The 24,578-nt window shown below is 41.9% G+C and carries 18 protein-coding genes and 1 pseudogene; 10 read left to right on the forward strand and 9 right to left on the reverse strand.

Features of this window, described 5'->3' with window-relative positions; translation table 11 throughout:
- Nucleotides 1-7 precede the first annotated feature (7 nt).
- Together G399_RS0101795 and G399_RS21155 are read right to left on the reverse strand one after the other, a co-directional pair.
- On the reverse strand, nucleotides 8-802 hold the full coding sequence (locus G399_RS0101795; RefSeq protein WP_006014113.1) for a helix-turn-helix domain-containing protein: 795 nt from the start codon (nucleotides 800-802) through the stop codon (nucleotides 8-10).
- A 23-nt stretch (nucleotides 803-825) separates the two neighbouring features.
- Nucleotides 826-1,731: a LysR substrate-binding domain-containing protein gene (locus tag G399_RS21155; RefSeq protein ID WP_006014115.1), complete on the reverse strand. Its 906-nt coding sequence runs from the start codon at nucleotides 1,729-1,731 to the stop codon at nucleotides 826-828.
- A gap of 296 nt (nucleotides 1,732-2,027) precedes the next feature.
- Between G399_RS21155 and G399_RS0101810 the strand changes: the two genes are divergently transcribed.
- The 9 genes from G399_RS0101810 to G399_RS0101855 all read left to right on the forward strand — a co-directional run bounded on the left by G399_RS0101810 (nucleotide 2,028) and on the right by G399_RS0101855 (nucleotide 14,050).
- The gene (locus G399_RS0101810; protein WP_006014117.1) at nucleotides 2,028-4,463 is read left to right on the forward strand and encodes a TonB-dependent receptor; all 2,436 of its coding nucleotides are present in this window, start codon (nucleotides 2,028-2,030) and stop codon (nucleotides 4,461-4,463) included.
- A 40-nt stretch (nucleotides 4,464-4,503) separates the two neighbouring features.
- Entirely contained in the window at nucleotides 4,504-6,117 is a 1,614-nt protein-coding gene (locus tag G399_RS0101815) for a tetratricopeptide repeat-containing sulfotransferase family protein (protein ID WP_006014119.1), read from the forward strand.
- Nucleotides 6,118-6,119: 2 nt separating this feature from the next.
- A complete protein-coding gene (locus G399_RS0101820) occupies nucleotides 6,120-6,971 on the forward strand; it encodes a hypothetical protein (protein WP_006014120.1) in 852 nt (283 codons plus the stop codon).
- A 94-nt stretch (nucleotides 6,972-7,065) separates the two neighbouring features.
- Nucleotides 7,066-8,682 carry a 5-guanidino-2-oxopentanoate decarboxylase gene (locus G399_RS0101825; RefSeq protein WP_006014121.1) on the forward strand — a complete coding sequence of 539 codons (1,617 nt, stop codon included), beginning with the start codon at nucleotides 7,066-7,068 and terminating at the stop codon, nucleotides 8,680-8,682.
- Between the two features lie 11 nt (nucleotides 8,683-8,693).
- Nucleotides 8,694-9,674, forward strand: a complete 981-nt coding sequence (locus tag G399_RS0101830; protein WP_006014122.1) for a 2-hydroxyacid dehydrogenase — start codon at nucleotides 8,694-8,696, stop codon at nucleotides 9,672-9,674.
- Nucleotides 9,671-11,044: a YjiH family protein gene (locus G399_RS0101835; protein ID WP_006014123.1), complete on the forward strand. Its 1,374-nt coding sequence runs from the start codon at nucleotides 9,671-9,673 to the stop codon at nucleotides 11,042-11,044. Before G399_RS0101830 ends, G399_RS0101835 begins: the two co-directional genes overlap by 4 nt.
- A 103-nt stretch (nucleotides 11,045-11,147) precedes the next feature.
- Nucleotides 11,148-12,290: an aromatic ring-hydroxylating oxygenase subunit alpha gene (locus tag G399_RS0101840; RefSeq protein WP_006014124.1), complete on the forward strand. Its 1,143-nt coding sequence runs from the start codon at nucleotides 11,148-11,150 to the stop codon at nucleotides 12,288-12,290.
- A 210-nt stretch (nucleotides 12,291-12,500) separates the two neighbouring features.
- Complete coding sequence (locus tag G399_RS0101850) at nucleotides 12,501-13,724, forward strand: NAD(P)/FAD-dependent oxidoreductase (protein WP_006014126.1); 1,224 nt, start codon at nucleotides 12,501-12,503, stop codon at nucleotides 13,722-13,724.
- Nucleotides 13,725-13,726: 2 nt separating this feature from the next.
- Entirely contained in the window at nucleotides 13,727-14,050 is a 324-nt protein-coding gene (locus G399_RS0101855) for a 2Fe-2S iron-sulfur cluster-binding protein (protein WP_006014127.1), read from the forward strand.
- On the opposite strand, the pseudogene G399_RS19955 reads toward G399_RS0101855, so the two are convergent.
- The 5 genes and pseudogenes from G399_RS19955 to G399_RS0101880 form a co-directional block, all read right to left on the reverse strand.
- A pseudogene (locus tag G399_RS19955) lies at nucleotides 14,045-14,428 on the reverse strand (VOC family protein); the annotation flags it as partial. The gene G399_RS0101855 and the pseudogene G399_RS19955 sit on opposite strands and share 6 nt — an antisense overlap.
- Nucleotides 14,429-14,521: 93 nt before the next feature.
- Complete coding sequence (locus tag G399_RS0101865) at nucleotides 14,522-15,721, reverse strand: pyridoxal phosphate-dependent aminotransferase (protein WP_006014131.1); 1,200 nt, start codon at nucleotides 15,719-15,721, stop codon at nucleotides 14,522-14,524.
- 139 nt (nucleotides 15,722-15,860) lie between these two features.
- Nucleotides 15,861-17,291 carry an aldehyde dehydrogenase family protein gene (locus G399_RS0101870; RefSeq protein ID WP_006014133.1) on the reverse strand — a complete coding sequence of 477 codons (1,431 nt, stop codon included), beginning with the start codon at nucleotides 17,289-17,291 and terminating at the stop codon, nucleotides 15,861-15,863.
- An 18-nt stretch (nucleotides 17,292-17,309) separates the two neighbouring features.
- Nucleotides 17,310-18,539 (reverse strand): Zn-dependent hydrolase, encoded by a 1,230-nt coding sequence (locus G399_RS0101875; protein WP_006014135.1) that lies wholly within the window; start codon nucleotides 18,537-18,539, stop codon nucleotides 17,310-17,312.
- A 10-nt stretch (nucleotides 18,540-18,549) separates the two neighbouring features.
- A complete protein-coding gene (locus tag G399_RS0101880; protein ID WP_006014137.1) occupies nucleotides 18,550-19,458 on the reverse strand; it encodes a dimethylarginine dimethylaminohydrolase family protein in 909 nt (302 codons plus the stop codon).
- Nucleotides 19,459-19,713: 255 nt separating this feature from the next.
- Here G399_RS0101880 and G399_RS0101885 point away from each other — a divergent pair, with 255 nt between their 5' ends.
- Nucleotides 19,714-20,655: a LysR substrate-binding domain-containing protein gene (locus G399_RS0101885; RefSeq protein WP_006014139.1), complete on the forward strand. Its 942-nt coding sequence runs from the start codon at nucleotides 19,714-19,716 to the stop codon at nucleotides 20,653-20,655.
- A gap of 160 nt (nucleotides 20,656-20,815) precedes the next feature.
- Here G399_RS0101885 and G399_RS0101890 read toward each other — a convergent pair whose 3' ends face one another.
- Both G399_RS0101890 and G399_RS0101895 read right to left on the reverse strand, forming a co-directional pair.
- On the reverse strand, nucleotides 20,816-23,191 hold the full coding sequence (locus tag G399_RS0101890; protein ID WP_006014141.1) for a TonB-dependent receptor: 2,376 nt from the start codon (nucleotides 23,189-23,191) through the stop codon (nucleotides 20,816-20,818).
- 342 nt (nucleotides 23,192-23,533) lie between these two features.
- Nucleotides 23,534-24,571 (reverse strand): TRAP transporter substrate-binding protein, encoded by a 1,038-nt coding sequence (locus G399_RS0101895; protein WP_006014143.1) that lies wholly within the window; start codon nucleotides 24,569-24,571, stop codon nucleotides 23,534-23,536.
- Nucleotides 24,572-24,578 lie beyond the last annotated feature (7 nt).

The following is a 24,578-nucleotide window of genomic DNA, read 5'->3' on the forward strand; positions in this document are numbered from 1 at the left end:
AGGTTTTTTAGTAAAGTCGAGTGAGTTGATCCAAAAAATAGGAAAAGAGTTCTGAGTTTGAGCGTAATTTCAATTTGGCATATAGCTTTGCGCGGTGCACTCGTTCTGTGCCGGGAGAAATATTTAAATTGTCTGCGGCTGACTGTGATGAATGTCCAGTAATCACTAATTTAGCAATTTGTCTTTCTCTACGCGTCAATACTTCCGCTTCAAAGTTATCCAGTAAATAGTTTACTCGTTCTGAGACTACCGAAGACAAAGGAAGCACTTCTTGTGCCTGTTGCTGCAATGTGAATGCTACATGCTTGCGGATTAATGAAGTAACCAACAGACCCCTCGTTGCGAATAGGCTTAACTCAACGGGGCTAAATTTTGGGTTAGGAGAATGTCGACCAAGACAAAATTGAATAAAACCGAACTCGTCATTATTAATGAAAAAATAAACTAGATCTTCGATACCGCTTGGCTGGTAATAAGACGCGTACATTTGTGAATTTTTGAAGCCGTCTGGCATCAATTCAGACCAAGCATAAACGCCATCAGCATAATTATTCATGAAGCCTTGATAAGCGGGGCTAGCAACATATGCGCCATCGAGAAAACTTGCGTAAAAAATCTTGTCTTCATGCTCAAGTAAGTTTGCAAACAGCAACTCGGGTGGCATATTTTTGTTATAAAAAATAACCGAGCTACTATCTACCGGTAACTGAGATTCAAATAGCTTGACCAGCACTGAAAAAAAATTGTTTGTGCCCAAAGCGTCTATTAAGGCCACCTGATGAGTTAAACTATTAGTAGACATGAGGTAATTGTCCTGCATATAAATTACATATCATTTTTATGACTCAACAACCATTTTCTAAATTGACGAATGGCATAATCATCCTGTCTTTCTTTATCATAAAGTATATGGAATCGTTGACTCGGTTTTAAACTCTCTTCGCAGGCTACAATTAATTCACCTTCTATAATTGCATCCTTTACGAGATATTCAGGGAGTATTGATACTCCAATATTGTTTTTCACTGCCTGTAATAAATAAATGAAATAGTCAAAGTGTTGCCCACCGATCATAGATATTTCTTTTTCAGTCATGCCTGCTTTTAAAAACCACTCATCGGTGGTCGACATAGCACTACTTTGATGAATGAAATCAAAATTTGCTACCTCTCGCATCGTTTTTACTGGTTTTCTACCTCTTAAATACCGAGGAGTACAAACAGCCAAAAATGTATCGTGGCGTAATGGTTCAGCGTAATAATGAGGCCAGCTACCATTTCCCCATAAAATAGCGAAATCACAACGGCGAGTATTGCGGGTAACGGCTTCGAAATCGGTGCCTAAATCAATTTCAATATCAGGGTAATTAATATAAAACTCGTGTAATTTCGGCATCAGCCAAGCAATTGCAAAAGTGGGCTCGGTCACCACTTTTAATTTAATAGTTTTGGTATCTTTAGTGTTAGAGGATATTTTTTGAGTGACCGCACGAAGACTGCTTAATATCTTGTGTACCTCTTCAGCATATTGCTCACCGATAGGAGTTAACGTTAATTGATTGTCCTGTCGATAAAAAAGCTTTCTGCCAATTAAGCTTTCAAGATTTTTAACTTGTCGACTAACTGCACTTTGTGTCAAGAACAAAGCCTCACCAGCGTAAGTCATATTCAAATGATGGCAAACCGCATCAAAACACTGTAAAGAAATAATACTAGGAAGTTTTCCTTTCACTCAACGCACCTTAGCCATTAACACGAACTTGTTCTACGAGCTCAATTTCATTAGAGTACTTGCTGATTGCAGCATAAACACTGCCCCTTGATAAATACATCAAGACTTACCATCAGAACATAAAAACATTTCTTCCTTCAGTCTGGAGATTATTTCACAAACCATTACATTTTGGAATACCGCCAGTAATTTTGGTCGTTTGCGGGTTAAAACCCAAATTAATAGTATGCAACTCAGCTTAACAAAATACACACTTATTATAGTTACTATAAGATTTAATCCTACGGAGTATTGTGATGTTCAAACTAAGCAAGTTAAAAGTCGCAGTGTGCTGCGCCTGTTTCGGTTCTCCGCTATACAGCTTGGCACAAACGGAGTCTACTGACGCCAAAAAGCCTCAAATAAACGATATTGAAAAAATATCAGTCACAGCTACTCGTCGCGAAACCAGCATTCAGGAAGTACCGTATAGTATTTCAGCCTATAGTGGCACAGCGTTATCAGATGCCGGTATTACAGACTTTTCTAGCTTAGCCAGATCTATACCAGGCCTAACGTTAACGGACGTTGGCCGTGGTAAAAATGGTATATCTTCAGGGATTATTATGCGTGGCCTTAATCTTACTGGCGGTGCTCAAGAAGATTTTGCCATGACAACGGATCCTGTTGTTTCCGTTTATTTAGGTGAAACTCCCCTGTTTGCTAATCTTGAATTACGCGATATGAATCGAGTTGAAGTATTAAAAGGCCCACAATCGACCTTGTATGGTTCAGGCTCTTTGGGTGGAACCTTGCGTTACATTCCGAATAAACCAGAATTTGACAAAGTGTCAGGCAAAGCCCAAGCAAAAATGTCCGCCACTGATGAGGCTGGAAGTCTAAACCATGACCTTGAATTCACCTTAAATGTACCTATTAGTGAAAATTTTGCGGTTCGTGCTGTGGTTACACAGCTTGAAAATGCAGGTTACATCGATAGCGATTATATTGCTGGGTTAGATGGAAATCTGCAACCAACCGGCGAATATTTACGTGCTGAAGATATTAATGATGAAGACGTATCTATGGTTCGCTTGTCTGCTCGTTGGTTACCTACCGACAAAACCGAAGTGTTGCTTACCTACAATATGCAGAAAGACAATGTAAACGGTTCTTCAGCTACGTCAGAAGGGTTAGAAGGCTATCAGTCTGCCGCTAAAATTATTGAAAAATTTGAACGTGAAACCAGTATTACTTCATTGGTAATAGAGCATGACTTAGGTTTTGCTGACTTAACGTCGGCTACTTCGATTACCAGCAACGAAGCAAAAAGCAAGTACGACCAAAGTTATAACTATGGTCATTCAACTTGGTGGGGACCTTATTATGTCTCTTATTACGGTTACACTGGCGGAATATCTCCGGCCTCTGAAGTCATTGTCGGTAAGAAAAATTATAAAACTGACACAATCACCCAAGAATTTCGTTTAACCGGGTCAACTAATAATGATATTGATTGGTTGTTAGGCGTGTATTACAACTCGGTGGATTTTTCCGCTGACGCTTATGATTATGTATATGGTTTAGATGCCGCTTTTAACATCACCAACCCTGTGGGTACAGATGTTGGTTACGCCAACATACAAGAAACTGAGTTTGAAGACTACGCAATATTTGGTGAACTAACTTATTATCCAACAGATCAACTCAGCATCACTGTCGGCCTGCGTTATTTTGAACAAGATTTTTATGCCAAACAAGAAGTACTGTTACCTGCATGTGAAACATTTTGGAATACCACGCTGGGTTTCTTCGCTTGTGGTGATACAACGTCATCCGGTATCGATCCTCGAGGGTATGCAGCTGGTGAAGATGAAAAAGAATTCAGTGATTTGCTGTATCGTTTCAATGCCGCTTACGATATCGATCTTGATACCAAGGTTTATTTAAATATTTCTCAAGGTACTCGTCATGGTGGTGCTAATGGCTTACCAACCACAGGCATTTTTGGCGAAAGTGACGATTACCTATTTTTTGAACCCGACAAAACCACCAACTATGAGCTTGGGATCAAAGGTAACCTACTGGATAGTTCGCTTTATTACAGTGCAACTGCCTATTACATTGACTGGGAAAACCCAATTCTGTTAGTACAATCACCGGCGGGCGGTTTTCCAGCTATGATCAATGCGCAAAGCGCGGAATCTAAAGGAATTGAGCTTGAACTAAACACAAGATTGACGGATGACCTAAAACTTAACGTTGGTTACACCTATACCAATGCAGAGCTGACAGAAGATTTTATTATACCTGATGGTGCCTTTGGCGCTGCAGAGGGGGAAGCGTTACCTGGCGTTCCGGAGTCTACGTTTATTAGCTCACTGCATTATCGAAAAGAGTTTGCAGATGTTGTGATGAGCGCTCAACTGGGTGTTTCATACAAAGCGGAATTTACTACTGGTTTTCTTGAACCCTCAATTTTTTATGAGGTAGGATATGACGAGATCCCCGCCTCAACGTTATGGAACGCCAGCGTTAAATTTGACGTCGACAGCTGGACCTTCACTGTATTCGCAGAAAATCTATTTAATGCAGATGATGCGACGGCTTCTGACGGTGATGGCAAATATATTATCGATGCTGCTGCAGGTGAAGTGAAGGCTGGGGAACAATACAGCACAACACAGCTGGGTGACCAATTGTACCGCGTTCGTCCGCGCACTATCGGTGCCTCTATTAGTTATAAGTTCTAAGGTAATAACCGTTTTTAATAAAGTTTAAGCATAGATGAGAATGGATATTTTGAATCAATACAACTCAGACTACCATCAAATGGTGCAGACAAGCCTAGCCGCAAATAATATTGATAAAGCGGCTAGTATTTGTACTGATGGATTGACAAAATATCCAAGCGATGCGCAGCTATGGTCAGACCTGTCTGAAATAAGCATCCGCACGGGGCAAAATAAAATGGCCATCAATGCAATATTGAAGGCCATTGACTGTGAACCAAACAATGTTTGGCATGTTTTTCAGCTAGCTGGCTGTTATTTGCACTTACAGGTTTTTCGACCTGCGATCAGAGCACTTGATAGCGCGAGCGATTTATTAAACGTGCATAGCAATGCCCAACAGTGGAATAAATACGGCGAGCTGCGTTACATGGCTAATCAACTTGATCTTGCTGTATTGGCCCATTCAAACGCGTTAAAAATACAGCCTGATAGTTTAAGTAGTCGTAATCAATTAGCCGCTTTGTTGCGTTTTAAGGGGGACATTACCGGTGCCGAAAAGCTGCATCGCGAAGTCATTGAACTAGAACCCAATAATTACCAAGCATGTTATAGCCTGTCGCAATTACGTAGATTTAAGGCGTCGGAAGCGCCAATAAAATTGCTCGAAAGATGTCAGCAACAACTAACGTCTGGGGACAATGGTCACATCATGCTGCACTATGCGATTGGCAAAATACATGAAGACATCGGCAATTATAACCAAGCTTTCGATCACTATAGCCAAGGCGCCGCAATAAAACGTCAACAACGCCCTTATAATATTTCCCAAGACTTGGGATTAATGAAAACAGTGGTTGAGTTTTCTGATGCTCAGCCAGCATTACATCCATCCCCTCCTGAAACTCATGAGCAAACACCTATCTTTATCGTAGGTTTACCAAGAACCGGCACCACCCTAGTGGAACGTATTCTTGCAAGTCATTCTAAGGTAGTCAGCGGCGGCGAGCTTAACGCTTTTCCAATGGCATTGCTTGAAGCTGGGGGTAAACCCATCGCTGCCGGGTTAGAAGGACTCGACCAAAATTTAGTAAAAAGCTTAACGCCTGAAACATTGAAAGATCTGGCATCACGCTATCTGCAATTAGCTAATAATTATGTCAATGAAGCACCCAGTTTTGTGGATAAACTACCCTACAACTTTTTGTATTGCGGCCTAATTCTTCACGCTTTTCCTAATGCTAAAATTGTGCATGTTAATCGCAACCCCTTTGATGCAGCCTTGAGTAATTTTAAAATGTTATTCGACCGTGGTTACGAATATTCATACTGCCTGAAAGACACTGCTGATTTCATCGCAGCATACAATCAATTAATGCTGCAATGGAAGTCACGTTTTCCAGAGCAAATATACAGCATAGAATATGAGCACTTGGTGACTTCCCAAGAACAGCAAACTCGCAAATTACTGGCGTTCTGCGAATTAGATTGGGATCCAGAGTGTCTTAATTTTCACCAAAATAACAGTGCTAGCCAAACAGCGAGTGCGAGCCAAGTGCGGGAGCCTATTTATAGCCGCTCCGTTGATTTATGGCGTAAATTCGAAACACAACTAACGCCGTTACTGGATACCTTTGCAAAACACGGCATCAAGCCGAACGACAATAAGGATTGATTATGCCAAAACTAGATGTTTTCCAATCTATGTGGGCAATGGAATATAAGAGACCCGATGGTTTTGAATTGAGCCTTGAAGAGAAAATTAAGAAAATTTCAGCGGCCGGATTTAAAGGCGTGAGTTTTGATATTGGTTACCATACATTAGACGTCATCAGTGAAGCTATGCCTCTAATGCAGGAACATGGCTTAGACTTAGTTTATAACGCTTTTGTAAAAAATTCAGCGCATTACGCAGACATCATCGAATTTGCCTCTAGCCAACCAATCAAACCCCGTTTCATTGCCATCATAGGTCAAGTTGAAGCTTGGAATGTAGAGCAAATATCTGCCATAACCAAAGAATGGATGGCAATAAGTGAGAAGGCGGGTATTACCTCTCTCGTAGAGATCCACCGTAATTGCATGACCAACGACTTGTTATTTACCCTGCAGTTAATGGAGCAAGTACCTGAATTATTGATGGTCGCAGACTTATCGCATACCTTAGTCAACCAAGAGTATTATTTACCTTTACATGATCTCGCTAATCAACGTATCTCTGAGTTTCTTACCCGTGCAGAAGCATTCCATGGCCGTGTTGGTTCAAGAGAGCAAGTGCAAATTCCATTTTTGTTCCCACAAAACAAACCTTGGTTTGAATTATTTCAACAGTGGTGGTCAGAAGGTTTCGACAATTGGATTAGTCGACATGGTAAAGAAAGCCAAGATGCATGCGTTTTCGTGTGTGAACTGGGTCCTCCTGTTTACGCTATTACCGCGGCCGACGGAGAAGAATTGAGTGATCGTTGGCAGGAAGCACTGGTGATGAAAGAAACTGCAGAGCAGCTCTGGCAGCGAGCGATTAAGTAAACGTAGGCTTCTTTATTAACAATAAATTGTTATAAGACTTATTTATGCAAACGAAAATTTACATTATTACGAAATACAAAGGTAAACAATTTTTATGTTACAACAAACATGTGGTGAAGCACTGACTCGATTATTACAGGCATATGCTGTCGATACAGTTTTTGGCATTCCAGGGGTGCATACCATAGAGTTATATCGGGGACTAAAAGGTGCAACACTTAAACATATTACGCCACGTCATGAGCAGGGCGCTGGATTTATGGCTGATGGTTATGCACGCGTAACGGGAAAACCTGGGGTGTGTTTTATCATCACCGGGCCGGGCATGACGAATATTATCACCGCTATGGGCCAAGCAATGCAGGACTCGATCCCGATGCTGGTTATTTCATCGGTTAATCGTACTCAACAATTGGCAATGGGCGAAGGGCGATTACATGAGCTTCCTAATCAATTAGCCATTACCTCGCAAGTGTCTAAATTCAGTCATACTTTGCTCAGTGTAGACAATCTACCCAAAGTGCTAGCACAAGCATTTACCATATTTAGCAGTCAACGCCCGGGTCCAGTGCACATAGAAATCCCGATTGATATATTGGCGCAAGATGCCAGTCACTTAGATATGCAACCATGGCCAATGCCTAAACCACCTGCGCCAGAAGCCAGCAGTATCCAACAAGCGGTTACATTATTAAGCCAAGCTAAACGACCTATAATGATTTTAGGTGGCGGTGCTAAAAATGTGGATTCAGTGGCTCAAACCTTAGCTGAAAAACTAAATATGCCGGTAGTAAACACCTGTAATGGTAAAGGTATAATGCCGCCTGATCATCCACTAGCAATAGGCTCAACGCCATCACATCCAGCAATCCGCGAAGAAATTGAAAGGCAGGCTGATGTCGTATTAGCAGTGGGCACTGAACTTGCCGAAACAGACTATGACTTTTTCTTCTTGGGCGATTTGAACATACAAGGCAAGCTCATTCGTATTGACATTGATAGCGCACAGTTGATGCGTAATCACAAACCAACGCTACCAATTATGTCGGAAGCCCAGCAAGCATTAGACGCAATAAACAAACAATTGCCAATAAACAGTCACCGCAATACCGATCCAGTTTACGCACGCTGCAGCAAATTACGCGCCGACACCCAAGACATGAAAAAATCTGCGTATAGCGACTTTTTCAAAACCATTACCGAAACCTTAGGTGATTGTATAATTGTAGGGGATTCAACACAGCCTGCTTACTACGCTCAAGCGTATTACGAAACGAGTCATACAGCCCGTTATTTTCATTCAACAACGGGCTATGGAACATTAGGTTACGCATTTCCGGCGGCGATTGGAGCGGCTATTGGTGCTCCCCACTTACCGGTTATTGGCTTAACTGGTGACGGTGGTGGCCAATTCAGTTTAAATGAAATTATTAGTGCAGTAGATGCCAATATCCCGGTTATTTATATCGTCTGGAATAACCAAGGCCATGCCGAAATTCGACGTTTTATGGATGATGCAAAGGTTGAGAAAACGGGCGTCGATATTATTCCTCCCAATTATGTGGCCTTAGCCATAGCGATGGGTTGTCAAGCCACTCATGCCGATAGCTTGGCAGAATTGAAGGCGGCCCTAACTAAAGCAAAATCGCATGGCGCTCCCTTTTTAATTGAATTAGATGAATCTGCTCTTGATTGCGGGTATGCCTTTTAGAGGACTATACTATGAATGTTTTTCTTACTCGTCCCTTGTTCAACTCATCACTGTTAAAAGCTCGCCTGAGTGAAGCCGGCATCACATTAATCGTTGCAGATTCAGATGATATTTGTGACCGGACTGAGTTGCTCGAAAAAATGCAAAATGTCGCGGCGATATTAACCCATACAGAAGATGATATTGACGCAGACTTAATCGCAAAAATGCCTTCAACAGTCAAATTGATTGCCAACTATGGCATTGGTTTTTCTAATATTGACGTTGTCGCGGCGGCAGAAAAAGGGATCCAAGTAACAAACACCCCTACCGAGGAAGCATTTCATGCGACGGCTGAAGCGACCGTCGCTTTACTCGTCTCTATTGCTCGTCAAATTCCAGCATTAAGTGCAGAACGTAAAGCAATGAAAGCCGATCCGGCGCCATCTTTTCAACGCCCGACAGCCGTCTCTATCCGCAATAAAATTACCGGTATAATTGGTTTGGGTCGAATCGGTTCTCGAGTCGCGCAAATGATGCATCATGGCTTTAACAACACTATTATCTATTATGATCTATCGCTAAATAAAGCAATGGGGCAAGCAGTCAACGCGAAAAAAGTAGAGCTCGCAGAATTAATGAGTAACGCCGATTTCATCTGCGTTAACATGCCGTTGTCAGAACATACTTATGATTTAGTCAGCGCAAAAATGCTGGCTCTAATGAAACCCGACGCAGTATTAATCAACACTGCCCGCGCCGGTCTAGTTAACGAGGAAGCCTTGATCTGCCGTTTAAACGCGGGCCAATTGCATGGTGCTGGACTCGATGTGTACACAGATAAAGTCAATAACATTACCGCTAAAAATGTAGCCTTAACCTCGCATTTCGCCAACTTTGAAAGAGAAGCCTATACCGCAATGACCAATCTCGTTGCAGACAATATTATTGGTTGTTTGAACAATAACAAACCAGTAACTCCTGTGAACTCGCCACGAGGTATTTCATCATGATAGAAAACGACTACGCCATCCAAAAAGAACAATCTATTACCTTAGTGACATGGCTAAAATTAGTCGGCTGTTCGCTATTCGGTATCGCCTTTTTCCTTGTGCCTTTTGTACATGAAGGCACCTGGACAATTAGTCTTGGTTTGGTATCAAAACTGCTCACTCAGCTGATTGCTGAGGATATGAAAATATTCACCTGCGGCATATTTTTTATCGGAGCAGTAGTCGCTATTATTTATAATTTAAGCCCTAAATCATTTGCTCAGAAACTCCCTTGGAGCGAAAAATTTATCGCTTCTCATTGGTTGTGGACCGCACTCGCCATTATTGGAGGAGTGACCTCAGTAATGACTTTTTTCCAAATAGGTCCAGCATGGGTGATCGCTAAAGAAACCGGCGTCACGGCCTATATTGATGTGGCTGGTGCGATTTTTTTATTAATAGGTCTCGGCTGCCTATTTTTGCCTTTTTTGACCGACTACGGGTTATTAGACTTTATCGGCACCTTGTTACAAAAAGGTTTCCAAAAAATATTTAACTTACCAGGTCGAGCCACTATAGACACATTAACGTCTTGGGTTGGGTCGTCGAGTATTGCTATAGTGATGACTAACTATCAATACAAACAGGGTTTTTACAGTACACGAGAGTCTGCAGTTATTGCGACCAACTTCTCAGTTGTATCGATTCCTTTTGTATTGCTGACAGCACAAATAGCTGGCTTAGAAGATTACTTCTTACAACTGTATGCCAGTATGTTGTTTATCTGCATTCTATGCGCGGTTATTACCCCTAAACTACCCCCATTATCGTCATTTAAAGATGAATATTACGACGGCAAAGGCAAACAACTTAACGAAGATGTTGTTAGCGGTGAGAGTCGCTTAAAATGGGCCGCTCATAGAGCAATAGCCACAGCAACGAGCTCTCCATCGCCAGCTAAATCAATTAAAAAAGGCTTTTGGTCAATGATTGATATTTACTTGATGATGATGCCAGCAGCCATGACCATTGAGTTTTTGACCTTAGCGGTTTATTACAATACAAGCATATTGCAAACGATTAGTTATCCGCTGTCGTTGTTGTTAGAGCTGTTGCATATTCCAGAAGCTGAACTGGCTGCTCCGGGCCTATTTATCGGTTTAATGGATCAGTTTATACCCACTATCATCGCGGGTAATTTAAACTCGCCTATCACTAAATTTGTGCTCGCCGGACTGTCACTTACACAACTGATATTCTTCGCCGAAACCGCCATTTTGATAATGCGCTCGGCAATCCCGATAACCATTACGCAGCTAGTAACAATATTTATTATTCGCACTGTTATCGCTTTTCCGATACTGGTAGTTATTGCACATATGCTGTTTTAGGCGTAATAAACTCAATAACATAACATTCTTCGTATGTTATGCATTGCTGAGCTGTGATTAGATACCCGATAGATAAATGAGTATCAATAATTTGGAGTCAAACATGATCGATATAACACAAATTACAAGCGAGCATATTACTGCACACGGACTTCCCGCTGCTGCATTTAAAGACAAAGACACTTATCAACTAGAGTGTGAAAAGTTATTTACTAATGGCTGGGCCAGTATTGGTTGTGGTCAACAAATAAGTAAGCCTGGTGATATTCTGCCGGTTAAAATCGCCGGTCATTCGTTAATTGCTATTCGTAATAAAAATGGTGAGATTGGCGTTTTTCACAATATATGTCGCCACAAAGGAGCCCCATTAGTTGATGAACCTTGCAATAAGCGCAGCCTTGTATGTCCATATCATAAATGGACCTACAAAATTGACGGTAACCTGCTCAGCGCTCCGAGTTACTTTGGCAATGAAAATAAAGTCATGTCTGCAGAAGATAAAGCTGACAAAAGCCTCATTAGTGTTCGTTTTGCCATTTGGTGGGACATTATTTTTGTCAATATTGACGGTCAAGCAGAACCCTTTGGGGATTTTATCCAACCACTCGATGAGTTGTTAGCCTCTTATCCTCAACATGATATCCGTAAGATAAGCACTACCGACTATTCCGGTGAAGTTAACTGGAAATTAGCAGTAGATAACTTCCTTGATGGTTATCATGTTCCTTTTGTTCACTCTCAAGCATGCTCTTTAGAATCGGTCCTCGAGCAAGATGATTTGCTGCTATCCGAGAATATTGTGGGTTTACGCCTAGCCAATGGTGCCAGTGCTAAGCAGGCCAAAACAGCTAAACAACTGCCACACTTTACTGGTTTACCGCAAGAAAAGCGCGGAACACAGCAATGGTTTGGTATTTTCCCGAATACATTATTCTTTGTTGATCCTTGTTGGGTACAAACCATAGTAATTAAACCTATGGGCGAAACCACTACAGCCGAATCATTAAGTATTTACGTAGTGAATGATGAGGCGGCAAGTGACGAATATGCAGCAGAGCAGACCACCTTACATGAGATACTAAATGAGGTGAATCAGCAAGATATTGAACTGCTTGACAAATTACAAGTCACTCGCAGTAATGAGATAGCCAACCAAGGCCATCTTAATGCAGCTTGGGATCAAGTGAATATGACATTTCATCAAATGTGGCTGAAAAAAATGCGCGCTCAACCTTCAGCTCAATAGGTATTCCAATGACTCGATTAGAAAATATCCGATTACTGAAAAACGCTAGCGATATTGTTAATCAGTCGTATAACCTAATGCAAAAACAGCAATGTAATACGTTATTTTTCCTGTCTTGACTATGCCTGATACGGATGCAAATGAAGGTGTAGATAAGTTTGAACGTTTACTTAGCTCATTGTTAGATACAGTTGGAGAAATCTTAACGCCATGAGTTGTATTATTATTGGAGCCAGCCACGCTGGAGTGCAAGCAGCGGCTAATTTACGTCGTCAGGGATATGCAGGCAAAGTCACACTGATAAGTGCTGACAATGTTTTGCCCTATCAACGTCCACCTTTATCAAAAGCATTTTTACAAAATGTGTTACCCGAACAAAAATTATGGCTGCGCCCCGACACTTTTTATCAACAAAAAGACATTGATTTGATGTTAGGTAAGCGTGTCACTAATATTGACCGAGACCAGAGAACCGTCTCATTAGATGACATGCAGTGCCTATCCTATGACAAATTAATTATCGCTACAGGGGCGTCTATTCGTCGTTTAACCGTGCCGGGCAGTGATTTATCTGGGGTGCATTATTTACGTGATTATCAAGATACTATCGGTATTAGAGATTCCTTAAAACACGCTAATAATGTAGTGGTTATTGGTGGTGGTTATATTGGTTTAGAAGTGGCAGCGTCACTGCAAAAATTAGGTAAAAATGTGACCTTGTTGCTTAAACATGACCGCCCTCTGAGTCATATAACCAGTAATGTGGTGAGTGATTATTTGACTCAACGACACACTACACATGGGGTCAATATACAACTAAATGTCGTAGTGACAGAAATTATAGGTGTTGATAAAGTGCTAGCGGTAGAGACCCAAAATGGTCAACGTTACCAAGCTGACATGGTCATAGCGGGTATTGGTGTTGTCCCGGAACAACAACTTGCTGAACAATGCGGACTAGAAGTTAATAACGGTATTCGGGTAAATGAGTATATGCAGACCTCAGACCATAATATCTTTGCGATTGGTGACTGCAGTAGCTTTTACCATCCGGTCTATCAAAAACAATTACGTATTGAATCGGTACAAAATGCAACGGATCAAGCAAAAACCGCAAGCACCGCTATTTGTGGGCAGTTCGTGCCTTATTCTGCAACGGCTTGGTTTTGGTCTGATCAGTATGATGACAAGTTACAAACTGCTGGTTTATCTGAGGGCTATGACGAAATCGTGATACGTCAAGAAACAGAAAAAAGCCTGGCCGTTTTCTATTTAGCCCAAAACCAGCTAATTGCCGTGGACACGATTAATCAGCCAAAATCATTTATGATCAGTCGTAAATATATCCATAATTTGCCTAAAGTTAACAAAATAATACTGGCCGACAAAAACCAAGATCTTAATAGTGCTTTCACTGAAATAGCAGGAGTATGACTATGCTTAATATAACCTTCATTTTACCCGATAAAAATAAAATTACCGTCGCCGCCAATGAAGGTGACAGTTTGATGCAAACCGCAGTAGACAACGACATAGAACAAATCAGTGGTGATTGTGGTGGTTGTTGCTCATGCGCAACTTGCCATTGTTTTATTGATGACAAGTGGAAAGATAAAATGCTCCTTGCTGATGATATGGAAACAGAGCTATTAGAAGGTGCTATTGATAATATGCAAGAAAACAGCCGCCTGGCTTGTCAGATATTTTTAAGCAAAGAACATGATGGACTAGTGGTACACGTGCCAGAGAGTGATTGGTAATGCAAAACCAATGTGACCAAAGCCTTTCGGTTGCTCATTGCCACTATGATAAGACACACTGTCGTCGCTCTTATCACCCCAATTGTGAGTAAGTTCTAACATAGCTGGGCGACCAAAGGTTTGCACCATGCGTTGATTGTCATCCCTTGACCAATCACTGTGACGCTCTGGTGAGATACAAGCCAGAAAATATAGCGTGAACTTCATTTCATCAAAGTCTAATCGTGTTGTCAGCGTCATGCCCAATACGTCAGTATAAAACGTGAGCGTGCGTTCGGGATCTTTAATTCTAAACATGGTTTGATTAAACACAAACTCATGGGTAGCTGGATCGTGATACTCTATTAAGCCTTGTGCTTGGTCAAAATGACGACTCATATTAGTCTCCTATTTACTCTGTAAAAACCATAAGTGACTATGTTATCTTGTATTTTGAATGCGTTGGAATATTTTATGACATTAATGAACGTATCACCGCTGCAGAGTCCGCAAATGTAAAAATTGCGGCATGAAGCTGTCAATTCGATTACATGCGTCTTCCAGTTGAACATCATCCACCACGTAAGAAATGCGAATAAAGTCAGAGGTACACTTACCAAATGCGGTAGCGGGTAATACGCTAATTTTTTTCTGTTCGAATAAAGCGTCGGCAAACTGCTGTGCGTTAAGCCCGCTTTGGCTCACATTGACCAATAAAAACATGGATGCCTGTGGCGGTATGCAACTTAACTGTGGATGTTTAGCAAAGCACTTAACTAAGCGGTCTCGACGTCGTTGGTAAGTTAGGCGCATTTTTTCAGACTCTGCCAATGCGTCGGGATCGGTCAATGCAGTATATGCGGCTTGTTGGACAAATCCCGGTAGGCCATACAACATACATAATGACAGATTACTTAAGTGTTTAATTAATTCTATTGGTCCGATGGCCCAACCCACTCGCCAACCCGTCATTGCATGAGATTTAGATAAACTGTTTATGGTGATTGTACGTTCAGCCATGCCATCTAAGCCAGAGATACTGACATGTTCACCTTCGAAAACAGTGTGGCTATATACCTCATCAGATACCACCCAAAGATCATGCGTAATGGCTAGTTCAGCAATAAATTGCAGTTCATCTTTGCGCAACATCATTCCGCTTGGATTGCTTGGCGTCGCAAAATAAATAGCTTTGGAATGCGTCGTGATGGCAGCGCTCAGAGTGGCTTTGTCTAAACGAAAATGATTTTGCGTATCCATCGCAACCGGCACTAATGTAGCGCCAGTTAACTCAATACACGCTTCGTATGTAATATAATTGGGCTGCAATACAATCGCTTCATCTCCCGGCTCTAAAATACATAAAGAGCTAGCAAACAAAGCGTTTTGCGCTCCTGCTAACATGATGACATTGTCTTTTGTGACTGTTTGACCAGAACTCGCTTGATGATTAGCGGCAATTTTTTCACGTAAACAGCCACGTCCTTCAATTTCAACGTAATGTGTATCGCCGCTGCGTAAACTAGTTATTGCACTGTCGACTACAGAGGCAGGTGTGTCGAAATCGGGATCGCCAATGCTTAAAATAATAACGCTTGGATCGCGTTCTTTGAGGGATGTTGCTTTAAAATGGATGTCCCAAGCATCCACAGTTTCGCCTTGAATAGCTTGAGTGAGTGGCGCATAACGCATAGTGTGCATTCCTGTTTACCGGAAGTAATAGTGATTTTGTTAAGGCAAAGCGACAACAATAAATATGACCTAAAAGCGGCCAGTACAAGCTAATACAAGCTAATAAAGGCCAATAGATGCTAATAGAAGCCAATAGAGGTTAATCAGCAGCATTAATAAGCATGGCTTTAGTTTCTGTATATTCTTTTAGTCCCTCGAGACCCCACTCTCGACCATTACCCGATTGTTTATACCCACCAAAAGGACTATCAGTATTGAATAGAGCACCTTGTATATAACATTGACCGGCTCGTAATTTGCTGGCAATGTTAATTGCCGCAGTTTGATTTGCAGCAAACACGGCGGATGACAAGCCAAATGGCGTCTCATTTGCTAGTTCAATTGCCTGTTGAATATTTTGGTAAGGAATAATGCATAACACGGGACCAAATATTTCTTCCTGAGCAATAATCATATCATTCCTGACATCCGAAAAAATTGTGGGCATCACATATGCCCCTTTACGCAATGCTTCAGGTAGTTGTGTGCCACCGCAGAGTAACTTAGCGCCTTCTTCTATGCCTTTTTCGATATAGCTCAATACGCGTTGTTGCTGTTGCCTAGAACTAAGTGGCCCCATATTTGTGGCGGCTAACATCGGATCGCCTAACTGCCATTCTGCAGCAGCGTATTTGGCTATCTCTTCAACTTCAGCTAGTTGTTCAGCGGGTACTAACATTCTCGTCAGCGCGCAACATGTTTGCCCCGAATTTAACATCACGTCTTCTACACCATAACGCACAGCGGCAGCCAAATCGGCACCTTGAGCGATGATATAAGGTGATTTCCCACCCAGTTCTTGGCACACTCTTTTTACCGTTGGTGCGGCTGCTTGCGCCACTTTTACGCCCGCCAAGGTTGAGCCGGTAAAAGACACCATATCAACCAACGCATGGCTGCATAACGCTTCACCAATTTGGCTGCCTACTCCGGTCAATAAATTAAATACACCGTGTGGTAGACTGCTTTGATGAATAATTTCAGCTAAAATCAAATCTTGCAACGGTGTTTGTTCAGCGGGCTTAACTACCACGGTGCAACCTGCAGCCAGTGCTGGACCTAACTTACCTACTAATTGCGATAAAGGGTAATTCCAAGGATTGATTAATACACAAACGCCAACAGCTTCAGTAACAACAATATGATTAGCGTGTACCTGCTGTTTATCCATTTCACTAGCTAAAGGTGCGAAGCTGCGCAATGCATCAATAGCGCCCTGTACTTGTATTTCAGAAGCCAAAGAAAGGGGGCAACCCATCGATGCTACTATCACTTCTGTGAGTTCATCGATACGTGCTTGCATGCCGTCGGCTATTTCGTTAATAATCGCAGCTCTGAAATTAGCAGGTTGTTCAGACCAAGAGCTAAATGCCTTACTTGCAGCTCTAATGGCATTATCTACGTCTTGCACATCGGCAGATGGCACACTCGCATAGAGTTCACCATTAGCAGGATTTATCACCTCAAGTTGTGCGTCACTGTGGCTATTTACCCAGTGACCATCAATATAAAGCTGTTCAAATTTTTTCATTTAACACCACACTTACCGTTACTCAGCAGCTAATTTTAATACCGCGCCTAATAAAACCTGACAACCTGCAGCAATGTCTTCGGGTTTGGCATTTTCAGCTTCGTTATGGCTAATTCCTTTTTCACACGGCACAAAGATCATCGATGTAGGGGCAACTCGAGAGACATAGACAGAATCGTGGCCCGCGCCAGAGAACATTTCTTCGTAGGCTATGCCCGTTTCTTCAACCGCTTCTCGAACTGCATCAATGCAGGTTTTATCAAACTCAACTGCAGGTGAATTCCACTCATCCAAAATTTCAAAATCGACATCACAAGCAGCACAAACTTGCTTAGAAATCTGTCTAAATTTCTGATCCATTTGTTGCAATATACCCTGATTAGGATTACGTAAGTCGACTGTTAACGTTAATGTTTCTGGCACTGTGTTACGCGAACCCGGAGTGACGTTGATATCACCAAAGGTTGCCCTTGCTTGAGGTGCATATTCATCTGCGAGCGCATACAGTTGAGCAATAATTTGCGCTGCTGCTTTCACTGGGTCTTTGCGCTGATCCATAGGGGTCGGGCCTGCATGCACCGGTTGCCCATGTATCACTAAATCGTACCAGCGCATTCCCTGTACGCCTTTAACCACACCTATCTGTTTATTAATTAATTCCAGAATAGGCCCTTGTTCTATATGTAATTCGAATGCCGCTTTTATAGGGAATGGTGCACAGGGAGTCTCGCCTAAATAACCTATACGTTCGAGCTCCTGTTTGATTGTAGCTCCTTGTTTATCGGCACGCTGCCAACCATAGTCGATAGAAAACTCCCCACTCCAAACACCTGAGCCAATCATGGCCGGAGAAAAACGAGCCCCTTCCTCATTAGTCCATACCACTACTTCAATGGGATGCAAGGTTTGTTGATTAGCATCATTTAAGGTGCGTAATACTTCTAAGCCAGCTAAAACGCCATATACGCCATCAAATCTGCCACCTGTCGGTTGCGAGTCTAAATGACTCCCTATAATGACGGGAGGCAAGTTATTATCAGCCCCTTTTTGGCGCAAAAATAAATTGCCCATCTGATCGACTCTAAGCTCACAGCCTATTTCTTTACACCAGCTTACAAATAAATCTCTACCGGCTTTATCCAAGTCAGTTAAGGCTTGACGATTACAACCGCCTTTTGGCGTTGCGCCAATCTCAGCCATGACCATTAAACTAGACCATAATCTTTCGCTATTGATTTTTAGTGTCATATTAATTCTCCTATGCGTCTTTTCGACTTAAAGGTTGGCACATACAGTGCACACCGCCACCACCAGAAGTGAACATTGACATATCTGGCTGATATACTTCCAATCCATGGGCTTTTGCTTTGCCCACTAGCTCTGTACTCGCTTGGGGTATTAATACTCTATCATTACCTAAAGCGACAACATTAACCCCAAGCTCTAATACCGACCGATAAGAAATATCAATAATGTCAATACCTCTACTTTTCAGCCAATCGAGTAATTCATCTTCTACGGCTTGAGTACAAACGGCGGCTAACTTCTCTGACAACATGGCAAATTTTACATCTAAATGTAAAAAGTACGGGTCAAATTGATAAGATTTGAACTCCCATCCTTCTTTTTCAACCCAGCTACGGACTTGCTTAAGTCCGGCTTCGCTTGTACGTTCGTCAGTATAACCACACAATATAACCCCTGGCTCTAAAACCATGAAGTCGCCGCCTTCAAAAGCACCTGCGGTAACAGCCTCGTAAACCGGAATGTTGTTTTCCTGATAGAATTTAGATACCGCTACCCACTCACCTCGTCGCCATGGGCTATACATTTGGGTGATCATAGGACCCCAAGGGGTTAATACCGAAGAATCGCGAGCATATATTTGATAAGGCAGGTTTTCATCCGCCTTAAGAAAATGAGTTTTTACCCCGCAATGTTGATAAACGTCTAACATTTCTTGGTATTGCTGTTGCGCTATATGCTTGTCAAATTCCCGTCCCAATCGAATTGAACGCCGCGACATGGCATTACCTTTTTGCCATGAATAATGCTCCATGGGTCCAATCAATACATCTTGCAGCTCACCATATTCAGAGTCCATGCTCCAATAATCTAGGCGAGATGTGGCTCCTTGCTCGTTACGACGGAAAAAAGGGTCTTGCATGCTTAAATTACTCTATCAGAATTTATCAACTTAGTTTATGGTTACCTAATTAATAATCAAGCAAAGGTTATTGACCAAATTGGTCACATAATGAGACCAGGCTGGCTGTTGACTATATTCACTAACCCTAGATGATGATAATGAGTAAAAACTCGTCGGATACAACCAGGGTCTGCAATACAGCCCAAAAGGAGTGATCGCACTGCAACTGTTATTTTTTTACAAAAACACATGGTTTTGAAGGAAGCAATATCAATGAAACAGAAACAAAGCCCTTATTTGGATTTACGGCAAATTCCGCTAAATTCCTTACATGCCTTTGAAGCTGCCGGTCGACATTGTCATATGCGTCAAGCGGCACAGGAAATGTTCGTGTCACATTCAGCACTAAGTCGGCACATAAAACTATTAGAAGCACGATTAGGTACACAACTTTTTGAGCGAAAAAATAACAAGCTACGATTGACTGCGCCGGGCAGCCGATTACTATCGTCCATTCAAATTGCTTTCGCTGAATTGAACAAAGGTTTGCATATGCTTGACCCAACCTTAGTGGCGGGTGAAATAGTCATAGGCACGACAGCCACCATCATGCTCAATTGGTTATTGCCAGTACTGGCAAATGTACAGCGCCAATTTCCGGAGATTTCATTTAAGTTAAAAACGCTGGAACCGCATCAAAAATCCTTGCCGCCTGATCTCGACATCGCCTTATGCTTAGGCTTACCTGAGGATCCAAGCAGAACAATTACTAAACTGTATAATGAATATTATGTGCCCGTGTGTAATCCCTCACTACTAAAAGGACAGGCGATAAAAACAGTTAAAGAACTCCTCGCTTATCCACTATTACACGACGGATTGGCGCAATGGTTTAAGTGGTTTAATCATCACAAATTAGATGGGCAAAATGCATCACAACACACCTATTTTGAATACGCTTACCAAGCCATCGAAGCCGCTCGACTTGGCATGGGTATAGCATTAGCTGACACTGTTGAGGTAGCAGATGATATTAAACAAGGTAAGTTAATGCTCGCGGTTGATTCAGATCACAATGAAGGACAATCGGTTTATTTAGCCACTCATGAGGAAAAACACATGAATTACCGCACCCAGTTGGTATTGCGTAGTGTGTTAGAAAATCTTGCACAAAAAGGCGCAAGATTAGAGAAAAATTTCAACTTGCTTACTTAATGAATAAAGGACGAATAGGTCTGGAATTGTTGCAGTTGAACTAGCTAAATACGACTATTCACTAAATTGTTCACGACTAACAAATACATCCGCATAGTAAAAATATCTTATAAAAAAGGCGCCTTAAGAGGCGCCCTACCGAGTTAAGTCTTGTTGATTTTTAGAATTTCACTCGCAACTGAATACCAAAGTGACGATCTGCATCACGCGGTATTTGGTAACGGAAGTTATCACCACTATAGGTAGTCACAAATTTCTCATCGGTGAGGTTTTTAGCAATAAGCGAAATTCTGTAAGCGTCGTCATCAAACGAAAATGCAACACTCGCATTAACGATGCTGTATTCAGGTAAAAACGCTTCTGGGTTAGTTTGTGCTGTGCTGCCCGGCGCGCCCGCAAAAATATCGTCGGTGTATACGTAAGATGAGTTAAAATAAACATCCATACCATCCATTTCCATTACATATTCACCGGTAACTGAATACTTTAAGTCTGGAGAGAAGGGTAAATCGGCACCTGAGCGCCCATCACAAGTGGTTAATCCAACCGGGCAACTGAATTCGTCAACAACGGCGTCTACGCTAGAAACACCTCCAGTTAGTACAAAGTTCTCTGTGGCTTGCCACATAAAGTCAACTTCAAACCCTTCAGTGGTAACAGAACCCGCATTAGTTAAACGAGTGATAACTACAGCGTCCAAAAGTTCGGAGTTGTTTGCTTGAAATCCATCTATGTCGGTTCTAAATGCTGCTATATTAACAATTAAATTGTTTGTCGCATATTTATATCCGAGTTCGTAAGCGTCCGAAGTTTCGGGGCCAATGGGTAAGGTGTCGTTGTCTGCCATATTGTAGAACACGTTGAACGCAGGACCTTTGTAGCCCTGTGAGAATGTGGCATACACCATGCTGTCGTCATTGATATCATACTGCACACCAAGCTTCGATGACGTATTACTTTTATCAGTACCACCGCTATAGTCAGTCTCGAATCCACGCACACCAACACCTGTTCTCTTATACTGATCATTACTTTTTCTGTTATGTGAAAAGCTAACTTCATCGTCGGTGTAACGAATGCCGAAGAGGAGGCGTAAATTTTCGTTAATATGATACTTAGCGTCTGCAAACACAGCCCAGTTATCAAACTCAGTTTCCATATAAGCCGTGGCACCTACTATGTCGTTTGAATTACAATTAAGCCCCTGCTCCGCGATGAAGTCGTTAATATCTGTCTCACTCGGATTTGCAACACCAAGCGTGTCGCTCAGGTATGCACCAATAGCAGCAGGGAATTGACCGTTATTATTTTGACACGAAGCATCTCGTGTAAAGTTTCTTTCAGAAGTTTGATTCCACCAGAAAAATCCAGCTTGGTAATCAAAATCACCGCCTAAAGGTGAGGCTATTCTGAACTCTTGTGATACTTGATCCCATTCTTGTGGTCCAATATCATGCAGTTGGAAAGGCACACCAAATACTGGGAAAGGCAGGTCGCCTGCTGTTGAAGTAAAGTCACCTTCACGAAACTCTGTATTATTCCAACTTCTATAAGCGGTAATAGAGGTGAACTCATGATCGCCAATAGGTTTATCGATTTGAACCGAAAACGCAGTATGATCGTCAATAGTACGAGTTTCAAAGTCATGATCAATTTGACGTTGATTTAAATCTAAGTCTCCCACACCTGTGCTATTTGGTGATGCTTCAGAGTTATGTCTACCACTGGGTGTTAGTTCAAGATCGGCACAACAGGAATCGTTAGAACTAACGGTTTCAAAAATAAACAAAATGTCCGTGTCACCTGATGCTTCAATATCCAGCATCGCGCGAACACCTTCTTTATCATATCCACTGGTAGTTTCATTGTTGTATACGTTCTTTATATAGCCATCAAACTGTGATTTTAATACCGTTAAACTGCCGTTTACGTTGTCATTGAGTGCACCTGATACTCTGCCTTTAATACGATACTCATTATCTTGCATAAGCGTCGTTTCAAACACGCCCTCAAATTCGTCACTCGGGCGTTTAGAGGTCATGTTAATAACACCGGCAGATGCATTTTTACCAAAGAGTGTGCCTTGTGGGCCGCGCAGTACTTCAATTCTTTCTAGGTCATATAAGTCAACAAAGGCTTGCCCTGAACGACCAAGCACAACGCCATCCACTACCGTGGAAACACTTGGTTCTGCAGCCACACTAAAGGATATAGTCCCAATACCACGAATGGTAATTGCAGAATTTCGGGTGGTGTTACCTTTTCTAAAGCTAACGGACGGGACGAGTGCTTGCAGTCCTTCTATGTTGGTAGAGAACGCGGCGTTGATTTGGTTTTCACGCAAAACAGTAACAGCAAGAGGAACTTCATTTAAATTTTCAACACGTTTTTGTGAAGTAACGGTAATAGTTTCGAATCCTTTGTCAGTGTCTTTCGATTCTTCTTGTGCGTTAACTGTCATGCCCAACGACAAACAGGTTGTCAGCGCTAAGGCTTTTGCAATACTTTGTTGCAAAGAGCTTGGTTTAAATTTCATTGTGTTCTCCAATTTTCCAGTATGTCTTATTTTGCCAGTCACCATTCACTCAATTAAGCAAATAATTCGGCGCAGCATTTATTGATGTATAGCAAGTTGAGAGGCTCAACTTGGCAACTTCTATCTGCAAACGGCTTATTTTTATTAAGACTATTTTAGGTCTGTCTTATATAAGATAGAAGATGTAATTAAAATTTACCCAATAAGTTAACGAGATGCAACTGTTTTGTTATTAACTTGTGATTTAAATATGTAAATATAAGTTTATATCGTTATAGTTGTGAAATACGCTTTGTGCAGGATTACAGGATTACAGGATTACAGGATTACAGGATTACAGGATTACTGTTGAGCGTCACAGGCTGCCACAGAGCTTTCTAATAAGTTAAGCCATTCACTACCGAATTCACTAATGAACCATCCTCGCATGTTACTAGCAGCATTTTTAAAGGCTTGTTTTTCAGCTACCGAAGGGCGATAAATAGTACCGCCTGCCTGTTCAAAGATTTTGTAAGAATTCTCTTCCTCAGTTGCAACCAGATTGTTTGCTGCAGCCTGTTGTTTCTTAAAGCCGTCTTGAATAATCGATTGAATATCGCTTGGTAGCGTTTGCCAAACCGGTTCTGAAAACCACCATAACGTTGCCATGTATGAGTGGCCATCGAGTATAATGTACTTCAAATGCTCTTGCAGCTTGGCCCCGATGATATCTTGTATTCCATTTTTACTGCCCTCTACTACGCCTGTTGCCAATGCAGTATAGAGTTCAGCCCATGAAATTGGCGTAGGGTTTGCCCCCAATTGTTTAACCAATTGTTGTTGGATCTCTGCTGGTGTGGTTCTAATTTTCTGGCCTTTCAAATCATCCGGTGTGTGTATCGGTTTTTTAGTGGTGGCAAAATTACGCCAGCCACCCGTGTTGGCAATACCGATAAGTCGAATTTTCAATGAGCGCTCCAATACGCTTTGTCTTATTTTGTCTAGCATTGGACCATTCAGTACACATATCGCTTGTTTGTCACTTGTAAATACATAAGGTAAATCTAGGACCTGAGCAGGTGCGAAAAAATTACCGGTGCCGCCAGCTGTGCTTGGAAACATTTCTAGTACGCCTTGCTGCAAGTTGCTAATGCACTCAGGCACACTTCCACAAAACTGACCGGAGGTATAAATATCAACCTTGACGCGGCCCTCACTTTTGGTTTCTACATACTCTTTAAAGGCAACCAAGCCGACGTAATCTTCATCTTGTGTTGAGGCTTGAATAGCTGCCTTTATGGTGAATTCTGCTTGCGAGCTGGTGGAGCGCATTATGCCAGTAATACTCATTACAAACACCAGTGCATAAATTCCCAAAAGTACCTTACGTTTAGTGTTCATAATGATA

Source organism: Brumicola pallidula DSM 14239 = ACAM 615 (assembly GCF_000428905.1).
In the GTDB taxonomy this organism is placed as follows: Bacteria; Pseudomonadota; Gammaproteobacteria; order Enterobacterales; family Alteromonadaceae; genus Glaciecola; species Glaciecola pallidula.

Coding starts and splice junctions, on each gene's coding strand:
- G399_RS0101850 (WP_006014126.1), top strand. CDS start 12,501: ATGAGTTGTATTATTATTGGAGCCAGCCACGCTGGAGTGCAAGCAGCG.
- G399_RS0101870 (WP_006014133.1), bottom strand. CDS start 17,291: ATGAAAAAATTTGAACAGCTTTATATTGATGGTCACTGGGTAAATAGC.
- G399_RS0101830 (WP_006014122.1), top strand. CDS start 8,694: ATGAATGTTTTTCTTACTCGTCCCTTGTTCAACTCATCACTGTTAAAA.
- G399_RS0101795 (WP_006014113.1), bottom strand. CDS start 802: ATGTCTACTAATAGTTTAACTCATCAGGTGGCCTTAATAGACGCTTTG.
- G399_RS0101825 (WP_006014121.1), top strand. CDS start 7,066: ATGTTACAACAAACATGTGGTGAAGCACTGACTCGATTATTACAGGCA.
- G399_RS0101885 (WP_006014139.1), top strand. CDS start 19,714: ATGAAACAGAAACAAAGCCCTTATTTGGATTTACGGCAAATTCCGCTA.
- G399_RS0101840 (WP_006014124.1), top strand. CDS start 11,148: ATGATCGATATAACACAAATTACAAGCGAGCATATTACTGCACACGGA.
- G399_RS0101855 (WP_006014127.1), top strand. CDS start 13,727: ATGCTTAATATAACCTTCATTTTACCCGATAAAAATAAAATTACCGTC.
- G399_RS0101890 (WP_006014141.1), bottom strand. CDS start 23,191: ATGAAATTTAAACCAAGCTCTTTGCAACAAAGTATTGCAAAAGCCTTA.
- G399_RS0101895 (WP_006014143.1), bottom strand. CDS start 24,571: ATGAACACTAAACGTAAGGTACTTTTGGGAATTTATGCACTGGTGTTT.
- G399_RS0101835 (WP_006014123.1), top strand. CDS start 9,671: ATGATAGAAAACGACTACGCCATCCAAAAAGAACAATCTATTACCTTA.
- G399_RS0101865 (WP_006014131.1), bottom strand. CDS start 15,721: ATGCGTTATGCGCCACTCACTCAAGCTATTCAAGGCGAAACTGTGGAT.
- G399_RS0101815 (WP_006014119.1), top strand. CDS start 4,504: ATGGATATTTTGAATCAATACAACTCAGACTACCATCAAATGGTGCAG.
- G399_RS0101820 (WP_006014120.1), top strand. CDS start 6,120: ATGCCAAAACTAGATGTTTTCCAATCTATGTGGGCAATGGAATATAAG.
- G399_RS0101875 (WP_006014135.1), bottom strand. CDS start 18,539: ATGACACTAAAAATCAATAGCGAAAGATTATGGTCTAGTTTAATGGTC.
- G399_RS0101810 (WP_006014117.1), top strand. CDS start 2,028: ATGTTCAAACTAAGCAAGTTAAAAGTCGCAGTGTGCTGCGCCTGTTTC.
- G399_RS0101880 (WP_006014137.1), bottom strand. CDS start 19,458: ATGCAAGACCCTTTTTTCCGTCGTAACGAGCAAGGAGCCACATCTCGC.